Here is a 12,577-nt window from a genome sequence, read left to right on the forward strand (position 1 = left end):
TTTTTATTTTACAGAACGTGCATTCGTATAAAAACGGTGCTAAAATAAGGGTAATTCAATCTGCAGAAAGGGGAGGGCGAGATGGCTGATCTGACGTTTATTCATGCCGCTGACCTGCATCTGGACAGCCCGTTTTACGGCATTTCGAATCTGCCTGAACCGGTATATGCGCGTATTAAAGAAAGCACATTTCACAGCGTCCGCCGTCTGACGGACGGGGCACTCCGGGAGCAGGCAGATTTCGTGCTGCTTTCGGGGGATCTGTTTGACGAAGCCAACAGAAGTTTAAAAGCCCAGCTGTTTTTGAGAAAACAGTTTACGAGATTACAGGAAGCGGGTATCCAAGTGTTCGTCATATTCGGCAACCATGATCATTTGGGCGGTAAGTGGACGCCGATTGAATGGCCGGAAAATGTACATATATTCACCTCGGGTACACCGGAGGAAAAATCTTTCTTTAAAAACGGAGAGCTTGCGGCAAGCATATACGGATGCAGCTATCAGGAAAGAAGCGTAACGGTCAATCAGGCGGCCCGTTACCGGAAAATGACCGGCGCGCCTTATCATATCGGCATGCTCCACGGCATGTTATCAGGAGCGGAAGGGCATGACCCGTACTGCCCGTTTACGAAAGAAGACCTTGAAAAAAGCGGCATGGATTACTGGGCGCTCGGACACATTCATAAACGGCAGGTTCTGTCCGCCCAGCATCCCGCCGCTATTTACCCCGGGAATATTCAAGCCCGGCATTTAAAAGAAACCGGGCCTAAGGGATATTATCTCGTCCGGGCGGCAAACGGTGAGATGTCTTGGGAATTCAAAGAAGCGCATGATGTGTTATGGGAGGAAATTGATCTTGATATCTCCGGAGCTGAACATATGACTTCACTTCTGAAAGCCGCATCGGATACATTCTCCGGCTTGCGCGCGGCGGGTCGCCCGGCATGTGTCAGGCTGGTGCTTCGCGGCGCGGCGCCCCGTTTTTGGACGGAAGCGCCCGCAGGCATCGCAGAGGAGTTTCTTTCCGCTTTACAGGAGGAAGAGGCCGAAGAGGAATGTTTCGTCTGGCCGCTAGCGCTTGAGGATCGGACGGATGAAACAGACAGCGTGCCGCCCGATCCGTTTTTTAAAGGGCTGCTTCAGGACATAGAACAATGCGCGGACATGAGCGGTGTATTTGAAGCCCTTGAGCGTCATCCCGTATATCGGCGTCAGATGGCTTCATTTACAGATGAAGAGATACTGGATATTAAGCGGCAGGCTCAAGCCGTTTTAAGACGCCAGATGAAGGAGCTTCAGCGATGAAAATAACGGCAATGCATATTTACCAATACGGAAAATTTTCCGACCGAAGTTTTCAGCTGTCAGATTCTCCCGTGCAAGTGATCTACGGATTAAATGAAGCGGGCAAAACAACATTGATGTCCTTCATCAAAAGCGTGCTGTTCGGTTTTCCGAAATCAAAAAAATACGAACCGAAAAACGGCGGGGTTTACGGCGGCACTGTGGAATTGAAGCATGGCGATCACGGTGCCGTCAAAATCGAACGGACAAAAGGCGCTGCCGAAAAAGTCAGAGTGTATACGGCTTCAGGCGAAATCAAGGACGGAGAATGGCTCAAACAGCTTCTTTCCGATACAGATCGGGCGCTGTACGAGGCGATCTATTCGTTCGATGTATTCGGACTGCAGGAGATTCAAGCTTTTAACCGGGACAAAATCGGCGAGTTTCTCCTGTATTCGAGCTTATTCGGGTCGGAAGCGGCGGCAAAGCTTGACGGGCGGCTGGCAAAAGAACTTGACAGGATGTATAAGCCGAACGGGCGGAACCCCCGCTTAAATCAGGAGTTGGATACATTAAAGCGGCTCAGCGCTCAGCTGAAACAGGCGGAAGCTGCGGAAGCGGGCTATCACAGCCTTCTGGAAGAGAAAAAAAGCGCCGGCGGCCGTTTGCAGGATGCCGAAGCACGATTGAAAGACATAACTGAAGAAATCAAAACAGTAAAATCGGCGATAGAAGCAAAGCCGCTCGCAGACAAAAAAACAGCCTTGGAAAGCGAACTTTCTTCTTATCCGGATGCATTGAAGCAATTCCCGAAGGACGGGATGCATCAGCTTGAAAAATACGAATCGCATCTCCATCCGAAAGCTGCCCGTCTTGAGGGACTTCGGGCAAAAGCGGCTGAACTCAGGCGGCAGGCTGAGCTGCTCGCTCCAAATGAGGACTTGCTGCAAACAGAGCGGCAGCTGCAGGAGCTTTCCGGCGAGCAGCATATGTACGAATCGCGCGGCGAACAGCTTGCCGCCATCCAATCACAGATCCGGCAGACATCTGCCCGCGTTTCGTCAGGATTACAGCAGCTCGGAAGACATGAGGAAGACGGCATTCTTTCACTGAACACCGATTATGAATATGAATGGCGGCTGCAGGAAGCCGTGCAGAGCGCCGGACAGGCAAGAGAAAGAAAGACACAGCTTGATGCGATTTTCGAACAAGCGCGGCTGGAGCTGGAAGAAGCCGAACGAAAACATGCCTTGACGTCGGAAAACATTTTGGACCCCGCTGTCAGGAAAGAAAAAGAAGCCGCTTTACAATCATATAAGCAAACGGCTGATACAGAAGGAAACGAATGGCAGGCACATGTACAGCAGCTGGAAAAACAGCGCGCCAAACAAAAAAAGCTCTTTCTCGGTGCGGGCATTCTGTTCATTGCGATTTTCGCTATGTTAAAGGAATGGCTGCCCGCCGCCCTTTTTACCGGCGCTCTGCTGCTGTATATGCTGTCCGGCATGCAAAAGCCGCTGCCGTCAGAAAGAGGAGGGGCCGGTCACAAGAAAAAGAAGCCGACGATCTCCAAAGAAGCGGCTGACCTTCTGCAGGAAGAGCTTTGGCGTGACGGCCGGCACCGGCAGCAGCTGATTGCGGATCAAGCCGTGCTTGAACAGAAAGAAGCGGCATATGAAAGAGTCATCCGCCAATATGAAGAATGGGAGGCGGAAATGGCGCCGTCTGAAAAACAGGCGGAACTTTTTATGAAGGAACTGGGTTTTTCAGGAAGTTCTTCCCATCTTCTTGACGCATATCATGTGATGAAAGATGTCAAAAAAGAAATCCTTAATAAGCATGAGCTGACCATTGAAGCGGGCCGGCTGCAAAAGTTGCAAAGAGCATTTGAGGACCGGGTCAAAAAGCTGAGTCCTTCAGACGGAAGGGAGCTGTCCGTAAAAGAAAGACTGCGCGTTTTGCTGGCGCAGGCGGAACGGGCCCGTGAGGAAGCAAAACGAAAGCAGGCGCTCGAAACGGATCTGCTGCATGCACAAGAGCAAATGCGTGAATTAAATGAAGAAGTTCATTACTACGAACAGCAGGTCAAACAGCTTTTCATGGCGGCAGGCGCAAAAAATCGCGAACACTTTTGTGAACTCGCCAGACTGAATGAAAGCCGCCGGGAAACAGAGCGGCAGCTGCGCGAAATCAAAACGCACTTGTCCGGCATAGGCGGAAAACAGCTTGAGCCGTATATGAGCCGCACAGTGTCCGAACTTGAACATACAGTCGTTCAGAAGGAAACAGAGAAAAAAACGCTTGAGGAAAAAAGCGCGCAGCTCCGTGAGAAAACCGCTTTATTAACGGTGAAACAAGAGCAGCTGGAGTCCTCGGGGCTTGTATCCGATTTAAAACAGCAGACAGAAATGCAGAAGGAGCGCGTGAAAAAAACCGCTAAAGAGTGGGCCGCATTACAGACGGTCAGACACATCATCAGGGAAAAAATGGAGCGGCATAAAAAAGTGACGCTTCCCCGTCTGTTAGAAACCGCCGGTGCATTATACGGACCGCTTACGGACGGACGTTACCATAAATTGTATTTCTCCGAGGCGGATGATTCCATTATGGTCATGCGGAAAGACGGAACTGTGTTTTCAGCAGGCGAACTGTCACAGGCGGCATGCGAGCAGCTTTATGCGGCGATCCGTTTTGCCCTTGCGTCAGAGAGGGAATCTGCGGTATCACTTCCGTTTTTACTTGATGACAGTTTTGTCCATTTTGACAGGCAGCGGCTGGAGCGGCTGTTTGATGTGCTGAATCAGCTTTCAGAAGGCGGGCGGCAGATACTTTATTTCACCTGCCATGAGCATGTCAGCCGGTCTTTTCACAGCGGACAAGTCATGCGGCTCCTGTCATAAAAGAGTTTATTTTCAAAAAAGAGGTATGTGCTATACTGGTATTATGTAAGATATGGAGGGAGCTTTTAATAGAATGGCAAAAGGTATTATGCTGCACGAGGTCGGCGAGCAGGTCGATCAATACTTTCTGATTAAATCTTCGACTAAGGGAATCGCAAGCAACGGAAAACCATTCCTGACGTTAATGCTGCAGGACCAATCGGGAGATATCGAAGCGAAGCTGTGGGATGCCAAGCCGACTGATGAAGTAACGTACGCGGCGCAGACGATCGTGAAGGTGATCGGAGATGTCCATCACTATCGCGGACGAAACCAGCTTAAGCTGAGAAACATCCGGCCGGCCGGCGAGAACGAAAATGTCAGCATTGATGATTTTCTGGAAACGGCGCCGATTCCGAAAAATGAAATGATGGAAACCGTCACTCAATACATTTTTGAAATGAAAAATCCAAATATCCAGCGGATCACAAGACATCTGGTCAAAAAATATGCGGCTGAGTTTATGGATTACCCGGCGGCGGCTAAAAACCACCATGAGTTCGTCTCCGGGCTCGCGTATCATGTAGTGTCCATGCTGAACCTGGCAAAAGCGATTGCCGATCTGTATCCGTCTCTTGACCGGGATTTACTGTATGCCGGGGTCATTCTGCATGATCTCGGCAAAGTAAAAGAGCTTTCAGGCCCCGTCTCCACGACGTACACCGTGGAAGGGAATCTGCTCGGGCACATTTCGATCATGGTGACAGAGCTTTCAAAAGCTGCCGAAGAGCTTCAGATTGACGCTGAAGAAGTGCTGATTCTGAAGCATTTGATTTTAAGCCATCACGGAAAAGCGGAATGGGGAAGCCCGAAACCGCCGATGGTGAAAGAAGCGGAAATTCTGCACTACATTGACAATCTGGATGCAAAAATGATCATGATGGACAGAGCGCTGGAACGGGTGAAGCCGGGCGAATACACAGAGCGTGTATTTGCGCTGGAAAACCGTTCTTTCTACAAACCGACGTTCCATCAATAAGATAAAAAGGCCGATTCTCTATGATCGGTCTTTTTTACGTTCAGCTCTCATAACTTGTCTTTATCAAGCATAGCTTAGAATAAAGACTCTGGGTGAAAAAGGGAGGAAACCGACGTGCTATTTTTTCCTTGGTGGGTATACCTTTGCATTATCGGAATTATTTTCAGCGCCTATAAGCTTTTCACAACAGCTAAAGAAGAGGAAAAGCTTGACCAGTCGTTTATTGAAAAAGAAGGAAGGGTGTATATTGAACGGATGGAACAGGAACGCGAGCGCCGTATGGCGGCGCCCGCAAGTGAAAACACGGATGCAGAAGAAAACTCCAATCATTCCATCGCATAAAAAAACTGTGCGGCTCGCTGAGAGCCCGCACAGTTTTTTTTATTTAGATTCAGAAGAAGTTGAAGTGTTAAACGTGTCTTTTAAGTCTTTGTCTTCCACTTTTACGTCAGCTTTTTTCATGACTTTTTGAATTGCCGCCTGTACAGCTGAGTTGTCGTTTAATTTCTGTTTAAGAACTTCTTCTTTCAGTTCTTTTTTCATGTCATCATATTTGCCGCGTTCTTCTGTCTTTTTGATGATATGATAACCGAATTTTGTTTTGACCGGATCGCTGACTTGTCCGACTTTCAGGCCGAATGCAGCTTTGCTGAATGTTTCATCCATTGACTTTTTATCGAACCAGCCAAGGTCGCCGCCGTTGTCTTTTGAGTTGTCAGTTGAATATTCTTTCGCAAGCGTTTCAAACTTCTCGCCTTTTTTCAGTTTTTTCTCCACTTCGTCAGCTGTCTTTTTGTCAGCGACAAGAATGTGGCTCGCGCGGATTTTACCTTTTAAGCCGTCGTAATATTCTTTCGTATCAGCGTCAGTCACTTTGATGTTGTCTTTCGCCGCTTTTTGTGCAAGCAGTTCGTACTTCACCTGATCTTTCAGGTAATCTTCGCCGTACTGCTGTTTAAGGGCGCTGTACTGATCGCCGAGCTGCGTTTTGTACTCTTTCAGCTTGTTATCGATTTCTTTATCCGATACTTTGTATTTTTTTGCTAATACTTTTTCTTGTACGAGCTGTGTCAGCACACTTGCGCCCGCGGTTTTTTTCATATTCGTGTAGAGTTCGCCTTTTGTTACATTTCCGGCATCCGTCTTGGCAATCACGTCGTTGTCGCCGCTGCTGCAAGCGCTGAGAGCCAGGACGCTCGTTGCCGTAATAGCTGCTATCGCGATTTTCTTCATTCCTTTAAACACTCCTAATCATCCAAATTAAATTGCATATGCGTATCATAACATATTGTGGCTTTCTGTAAAAAGATTTTAAATAAAGGGCATTCGTCTAGTCAAACTTTTTCCTGATACATACAAATATATTGATCATGAAAAGGAGGTAATGAACCATGGGCGGAGGATATTCAAACGGTTTCGCACTGCTCGTAGTACTGTTCATATTGCTTATCATTGTAGGTGCAGCTTACATTTGTTAAGCGAAACGGATCGCTTTTTCTAAAAGCGGTCCGTTTTCTTACCCGGGCGCCTAATCGTTTCAGAAGTAAATTGCATATGATGTAATTGGAAAAATAAAACGTTTTGTAGGAGGTGCTTTTGGAGATGGGTGAAGTATTTGCAGGCGGTTTTGCATTATTGGTTGTTCTGTTCATCTTATTGATCATCATCGGCGCTTCTTGGCTTTATTAAGAAAAAAATATGGCTGTCGGGGGTCAGACCTCCGTCAGCCATATTTTTTTGCCTGTTTACACAGTAAAGGAGATCTCGACGAATGAAGAGATCAGTAAAATTAAAATAGATACATTAATAAAACGGAATACCTTATCCTGCCGGTCTTCAGGAATCTCTCTGACAAGGCATAATGTATTTGTGAGCCTGTTTATGAAATAAAGAATAAACAGGGCAGCCACGATAAAATAGAATAAAATGATGGGAGATTCCCCCTCTCTCTGAACTGCTCCCATATTACATTACCAAATATTTATTAAAAAAGATAGAATGTAACCTGAAAAATCAGCGGGATATCAAGACTCCGGCACTTTTTTTACTAAAATATCAAAACCGTCGGATTCCTGGTCAATCAGACATGATTTGGGCGCTTTGACCAGGTGCAGCGCAAACAGAAGATCAGGCAGGCAATAACCCGCATGAATGCTCGAAATCATATAAAAGTAATGAGCGTGTCTCGGAAATGCCAGTCCGGCATAAAACAATAGCGGCGTAATGAATAAAAACGGGCTGATCGTAGAAATCAGCATCGTCGTTTTCGGTATGCCTTTCCATGTCGGCATCCGCAAGAAGTACATTTTCATTTCCTTTTTTCTTTTTTTACAGATCATCGGCAGGACATGTATGACTTTATGTACAAATAAAGTAACAACGAGCAGAACACAAAAAGCAAACACGTGCCCGTCACTTAAACTGATATTCGGACGCAGCAGCCCGAATGCCAAGAAGTTGCATATAAAAAACAGGATCATAAAACCTACAGCAGTCAATAATAAACGAACCGCACCATAATCTTTGATCAGATTAATGGTTTTCCAGCAATTCATCAGAGTCATCCTTCCGTACAAAGATGGAATACAATCTCAAAATAATTTACTCTCTTCAGGAGAAAAAATCAATCCTTTTTTAAAGAAAAAAAATAACCCCGGAAAGGGAAGAACAGAAGAGCTCGGTGAAACATGGAAATGTACGGTTTAACCTTTCTTCTCCATTCATTATCAGCTAAAATAAGATTAAAGATAGAAAGAAGTGAAACGGATGGATTCAATGGATCAGCGTATCGGGCGTTTAGAATATTACATACAATTGCTGGTGAAAACGGTGGATATGGATAAGTACCCTTTTTATGCGATGATGATTGAAAAAGGGCTGACCGAAGAAGAAGGAGAAGAGGTCGGGCGGATCTGCCGCGAATTGGAGGACGAGCTGAAGTCGCAAAAAGCGCAAGGCTTTGTGACGTTTGACAAGCTCCTTGCGCTTTTTGCGGGACAGCTGAACGAAAAATTAGATGTTCATGAAACGATTTTTGCTCTGTATGAGCAGGGGCTTTATACAGCGCTGATGGAAGAATTTATTGAGATTATGAAGCACTTTGATTAACTGTTGATCGGTTCCAGCTCTTCAGCCGTTTCATGGACAGCCGATTCGTCCGTTTTTTTCTTCAGCCTTCCGTCTTCACTATCAAAATCATTGTTTATGTTTGTCAATGATTTCTCGAATATCTCCATAAAATCTTCGCCGTAAATGTGGCGGATGACACAGGTTAATTCTTCAACTTCCGGAAACTTCCCGAATAAGTGGTAGATCGGCTGTGAGCCTTTAAACACCGCGTTTCTAGACGGGTCAAACTCCTCAAGCAGGCTTTCGAATACATTTTCCCCTTCTTCTGTTAACTGAATGTACGTGTTCCGTTTATCATTCAGCCGCTTGGAAAATTTCAGATATCCCCGTTCTTCAAGCTTTTTTGAAAAGTTAAATGCAGTTGATACGTGCATAACGCCGAATTTGGCGATTTCTGAAATAGAAGCTCCTTTAAGCTGATAGGCAATCCATAATATATGATGCTCATTAATATTAAGGTCGTACGGCTTCAGCCAATTCTGCCAGTCTTTCTCGATAGATTTCCAGAGTGCTTTGGACAGCTGCGCCATTTTTTGGGTATAGATTAAAGCTTCTTTTAGATCGTAAGGCGGTTCAACACGATTCAATACAGATCACCTGCTTCACATTTTCTTTTCCTCTATTATGCCAATAAAATAAAGATTAATAAAGATGAAAATTTAAGAATTTTATAATAAATTCTTAATCCGTTGCTGTGAAAGGCTTTAAACCGCAAAAAAAAGTGCGGAACGCAATATGCCCGCACTTTTTTTGGTTGTATAGGATATTAGTTTTGTAAGGTTTTCTCCAGCTGTCTGATTTTCTCTTCAATATCAGCGATTTCCTTTTGGAGATCCTGCTGGTGCGGCTTGATTTCCTCCTGCCACCTTTTAATGCTGGTCTGAAGCTCTCCGCCTACGTCTTTAATGACTTCTGCGCTTTCTTTCGCCGTTTGGACAAGCTGGTCCTTAAGCGCCATTCCGTCTTTTTTTAACCGTTTGATTGTGTCCTCAATTGAATTGCAATTCGCTTTGATTTTGCCCCGCAGCTCTTTTCCGGATGAAGGAGCCGAAAGTAACATCGCTGCGCCTCCGATCAATCCGCCTACGAAAAGGCCTGTTAAAAGGGAACGTCCGTCAGCCATTTAAAATCACCCCGTTTTTTTTCTCATAACTTTTATCATTTTTGTTCAGAAGAATAAACTTCTATACATAGCTTGCTTTATTTTAGCATATTTTTTAAGGGAAAAGGAGGGAGAAGGTTGTCTGTCTTTATGATTGTTTTATCTTGTATGGCTCTTGTCTTTGCGGCGGGCGCCGTTTATTACCTGAAACTGCTCGGTCAGGCCGCTTCTTATCCGCCGAAGCGGGTCGTCCGCCAAAAGGCCATCGTCTGCTCAGCAGGAACCGCCCTCGCATTGTTCCTTATCTTTTTCACAAAACTTCTCGTATAAAACATGCTGAAACACATTAAAAAACCTCTTCCGGCCGGAAGAGGTTTCGGTATGCGGTTATTTCACCGTTTCAATCATATTGGATCGTTTTAAGATCGTCTGCACAATCGGATGCATAATGATAATGGCGATTGCATTCAGCGCAGCCGCCGGAAGGACGACCGCGAGCACCAAGGCGGTGAATCCGCCCGGCAGGCCGACAATCAGAAGGGCCAGCGCCAGAAAGAGCAAACCGGAGATGAAGGTGCCGGCTATTGTAATGACGGCGGCGGCCGCTGTTTTCACGCTCTTTTTCACCAAAAGCGCCAGCGCGAGAAACAGAAACGCCGTTACCGGTTTTTCAATGATATTCGGAAGCTGTCCGCCCGGAAAAGATGTCGTGAGTGCGGAAATGATTCCCGTTACAATCCCGATCATCAGCACGTTCTGCACACGGGGGAATAACAGAATACCCATAAACATCATCACAAGCATCATATCGGGTTTCATTCCGAATAATACCGGCGGCATAATGGAATGAAGCACCGCTCCGATTGCCGCAAACAGGGCCATAATGACTAATTCTTTTGTTTTCATACTAAGCTCTCCTCTGCTAAGCTTTTTCGCCATCCAATAATATGCTCGTCATTTATTGCGATGGCCGGAAAAATTGATATGCAAACAGTATATCAAAGGAACCGTTATGTTAGAAGAAATTTATTCGTTTTCTTGCTGGAACTTTTTCATAAACTGAGCCAGTTTTTCACAATCAGCCAGGCTGACGGCGTTGTAGATAGACGCCCTGCATCCTCCGACTGAGCGGTGGCCTCCGAGTCCGGTCATTTTAGCCGCTTTCGCTTCTTCAACGAATTTTTTCGTGAGACTGCTGTCGCGGAGGGTGAACGTGACGTTCATGTGAGAACGGCTGTCTTTTGCGGCATGCCCCGCGTAAAAACCGCCGCTTGCGTCGATTGTGCCGTACAGGACGTCGGCCTTTTCCTGATTGCGCCGTTCAGCCGCTTTGACACCTCCGTTTTCAGCCAGCCATTCAAGGACGAGGCTCAGCATATAAATCGCAAATGTAGGCGGCGTATTATACAGTGAATCGGCTTTTGTATGAGTGGAGTATTTCAAAATTTTAGGGACGTTGGCGTTTTCGTTTTCAAGCCATGATTTTTTCATGATGACGACCGTGACGCCGGACGGGCCGAGGTTTTTCTGGGCGCCGCCATAGATGACATCAAACGTTTTGACATCAATTTTTCTGCTCAGGATGTCGCTTGACATGTCGGCTACGAGCGGGATCGGTGAATTCGGGAACTCTTTCCACTGCGTTCCGAAAATCGTGTTATTGGACGTAAGATGCAGGTAGGCGCCGTCTTTGATTCCTGTGAGGTCCGCTTCCGGTATATGGTTGTGGTTTGAATCTGCGCTTGTTGCCGTGACGGATGTGTTTCCGAACAGTTTCGCCTCGGCGAGTGCTTTTTCAGACCATGCGCCCGTTACGATGAAGTGCGCCGTTTGCTCCGGCGTTAAAAAGTTCATCGGCAGCATGGAGAATTGAAGGCTTGCGCCGCCTTGAAGAAATAAAATATCATAATCGTCGGGAATATCCATCAGTTCTTTCAGAAGGCTTTTTGCTTTTTGATGCACCGCATCATATTCTTTGCTCCGGTGGGACAGCTCCATGACGGACATGCCGGTGTCATTGAAGTTGACAAATTCTTTCTGTGCTTTTTGCAGCACATCCAGTGGAAGGGCTGCGGGTCCTGCATTGAAATTCGTTGTACGTTCCATGTTTACGATCTCTCCCTGTTTTCCGCTTTAGTGTAAGAAATAATACAATTATCCTATCACAATTTTTTGATTTTTTTGATATGAAAAAATATAATTTTATGTTTTTTGTGTTGCCGGACGCAAAAAAACCTCATCTTTAAGATGAGGCAAGCCGTTTTCTGACGGTTGAAGCGATCTCCTGAAGATCGTCAGGCGTATAGTCTTCGGCGTGGGTCTTCCAGACAGCCCCGAAACCGTCGCCTTTTCCGTAACGCGGAATGATATGCATGTGAAAATGGAACACCGATTGGCCCGCTTTTTCACCGTTATTATTGAGAATATTCAGCCCGATCGGCTCGAATTCATCGCGGATGGCGCGTGCGACTTTCGGCACCGCTTCGAAATATTCTTTAGAAAGCTCAGGCGTAAACTCGTACACGTTTTCGATATGTGTTTTCGGAATCACGAGCGTATGGCCTTTTGTGACTTGGCTGATATCAAGAAACGCCACAACATGTTCATTTTCGTATACTTTTGAAGACGGAATGTCACCGGCAATGATTTTGCAGAAAATACAATCGTCCGCTTTGTGCATAGATGGGTTTCCTCCCTGAAAAGAAATATATGTATATTCTCATCGTACCACAAAAACGGTCAAAACAAAAAACAGGATGAACGGCTGCGCGTTCACCCTGATGCAGAAGTACGAGCTTTATCACAGAAAATTAAATATGCCTTTTGTAAGCACCTCATTTGTTTTTAAAATGAAGACTTATGGGTCTGCTTAATCATTCCTGGGACAAACACCTCATTTGATTATTTCATCATGAATGAAGAACATCATCAAAGCAGTGTGTGAAGAAATTGTAAGCACAGGACATGTTGATTTTCATCCAACTGTTCTAAGACGTCTTTTATAAACACCTCATTTTCAGTTGATTAAAGCTGTTTCCTTCTACATACATTATGATGTCCGCCAAAACGATAACTATGCACGCTTTTCACGTGAGAAAAAAAGGGAATCGTTTCAAATCAGACTTTATTTTTGGTACTATGAAG

At 45.8% G+C, this 12,577-nt stretch carries 16 protein-coding genes; 8 read left to right on the forward strand and 8 right to left on the reverse strand.

All coding sequences use genetic code 11. From position 1 onward, the window contains the following. Nucleotides 1-81 precede the first annotated feature (81 nt). The 4 genes from L3V45_RS04960 to L3V45_RS04975 all read left to right on the forward strand — a co-directional run bounded on the left by L3V45_RS04960 (nt 82) and on the right by L3V45_RS04975 (nt 5,544). Nucleotides 82-1,305, forward strand: a complete 1,224-nt coding sequence (locus L3V45_RS04960; protein WP_003155255.1) for a metallophosphoesterase family protein — start codon at nt 82-84, stop codon at nt 1,303-1,305. After that, nucleotides 1,302-4,184 carry an ATP-binding protein gene (locus tag L3V45_RS04965; protein ID WP_236837277.1) on the forward strand — a complete coding sequence of 961 codons (2,883 nt, stop codon included), beginning with the start codon at nt 1,302-1,304 and terminating at the stop codon, nt 4,182-4,184. Before L3V45_RS04960 ends, L3V45_RS04965 begins: the two co-directional genes overlap by 4 nt. Nucleotides 4,185-4,257: 73 nt before the next feature. After that, nucleotides 4,258-5,202 (forward strand): 3'-5' exoribonuclease YhaM, encoded by a 945-nt coding sequence (gene yhaM, locus L3V45_RS04970; RefSeq protein WP_003155251.1) that lies wholly within the window; start codon nt 4,258-4,260, stop codon nt 5,200-5,202. Between the two features lie 114 nt (nt 5,203-5,316). Continuing rightward, entirely contained in the window at nt 5,317-5,544 is a 228-nt protein-coding gene (locus tag L3V45_RS04975; RefSeq protein ID WP_014304727.1) for a sporulation YhaL family protein, read from the forward strand. A 39-nt stretch (nt 5,545-5,583) separates the two neighbouring features. Here L3V45_RS04975 and L3V45_RS04980 read toward each other — a convergent pair whose 3' ends face one another. Then, on the reverse strand, nt 5,584-6,435 hold the full coding sequence (locus tag L3V45_RS04980) for a peptidylprolyl isomerase (protein WP_003155249.1): 852 nt from the start codon (nt 6,433-6,435) through the stop codon (nt 5,584-5,586). 158 nt (nt 6,436-6,593) lie between these two features. On the opposite strand from L3V45_RS04980, the gene yhzE1 reads away from it, so the two are divergent. Then, a complete protein-coding gene (yhzE1, locus tag L3V45_RS04985; RefSeq protein ID WP_017417375.1) occupies nt 6,594-6,680 on the forward strand; it encodes a sporulation protein YhzE1 in 87 nt (28 codons plus the stop codon). A gap of 124 nt (nt 6,681-6,804) precedes the next feature. Further along, on the forward strand, nt 6,805-6,891 hold the full coding sequence (gene yhzE2, locus L3V45_RS04990; RefSeq protein WP_003155248.1) for a sporulation protein YhzE2: 87 nt from the start codon (nt 6,805-6,807) through the stop codon (nt 6,889-6,891). Between the two features lie 56 nt (nt 6,892-6,947). Here the strand turns inward: yhzE2 and L3V45_RS04995 are convergent, their stop codons facing one another. After that, a complete protein-coding gene (locus L3V45_RS04995) occupies nt 6,948-7,166 on the reverse strand; it encodes a hypothetical protein (RefSeq protein WP_003155245.1) in 219 nt (72 codons plus the stop codon). 60 nt (nt 7,167-7,226) lie between these two features. Further along, on the reverse strand, nt 7,227-7,757 hold the full coding sequence (locus L3V45_RS05000) for a DUF3267 domain-containing protein (protein WP_007409225.1): 531 nt from the start codon (nt 7,755-7,757) through the stop codon (nt 7,227-7,229). A 211-nt stretch (nt 7,758-7,968) separates the two neighbouring features. Between L3V45_RS05000 and L3V45_RS05005 the strand changes: the two genes are divergently transcribed. After that, nucleotides 7,969-8,310: a YhaI family protein gene (locus L3V45_RS05005; protein WP_015388481.1), complete on the forward strand. Its 342-nt coding sequence runs from the start codon at nt 7,969-7,971 to the stop codon at nt 8,308-8,310. Here the strand turns inward: L3V45_RS05005 and L3V45_RS05010 are convergent. Beyond that, nucleotides 8,307-8,918: an HTH-type transcriptional regulator Hpr gene (locus tag L3V45_RS05010; RefSeq protein WP_003155240.1), complete on the reverse strand. Its 612-nt coding sequence runs from the start codon at nt 8,916-8,918 to the stop codon at nt 8,307-8,309. The genes L3V45_RS05005 and L3V45_RS05010 overlap by 4 nt on opposite strands. Nucleotides 8,919-9,097: 179 nt before the next feature. Beyond that, nucleotides 9,098-9,454, reverse strand: a complete 357-nt coding sequence (locus tag L3V45_RS05015) for a YtxH domain-containing protein (protein ID WP_003155236.1) — start codon at nt 9,452-9,454, stop codon at nt 9,098-9,100. Between the two features lie 117 nt (nt 9,455-9,571). Here L3V45_RS05015 and L3V45_RS05020 point away from each other — a divergent pair, with 117 nt between their 5' ends. Beyond that, nucleotides 9,572-9,763 carry a membrane protein YhzF gene (locus tag L3V45_RS05020; RefSeq protein ID WP_007409223.1) on the forward strand — a complete coding sequence of 64 codons (192 nt, stop codon included), beginning with the start codon at nt 9,572-9,574 and terminating at the stop codon, nt 9,761-9,763. Between the two features lie 57 nt (nt 9,764-9,820). On the opposite strand, the gene L3V45_RS05025 is transcribed toward L3V45_RS05020, so the two are convergent. From L3V45_RS05025 to L3V45_RS05035, 3 genes are all read right to left on the reverse strand, one after another. Next, nucleotides 9,821-10,339 carry a tryptophan transporter gene (locus tag L3V45_RS05025; protein ID WP_003155234.1) on the reverse strand — a complete coding sequence of 173 codons (519 nt, stop codon included), beginning with the start codon at nt 10,337-10,339 and terminating at the stop codon, nt 9,821-9,823. A gap of 120 nt (nt 10,340-10,459) precedes the next feature. Further along, on the reverse strand, nt 10,460-11,539 hold the full coding sequence (gene serC, locus L3V45_RS05030) for a 3-phosphoserine/phosphohydroxythreonine transaminase (protein ID WP_024085082.1): 1,080 nt from the start codon (nt 11,537-11,539) through the stop codon (nt 10,460-10,462). 136 nt (nt 11,540-11,675) lie between these two features. Further along, the gene (locus L3V45_RS05035; RefSeq protein ID WP_003155232.1) at nt 11,676-12,113 is read right to left on the reverse strand and encodes an HIT family protein; all 438 of its coding nucleotides are present in this window, start codon (nt 12,111-12,113) and stop codon (nt 11,676-11,678) included. Nucleotides 12,114-12,577: the final 464 nt, after the last annotated feature.

The organism is Bacillus sp. R45 (assembly GCF_021729365.1).
Classification (GTDB): domain Bacteria; phylum Bacillota; class Bacilli; order Bacillales; family Bacillaceae; genus Bacillus; species Bacillus velezensis.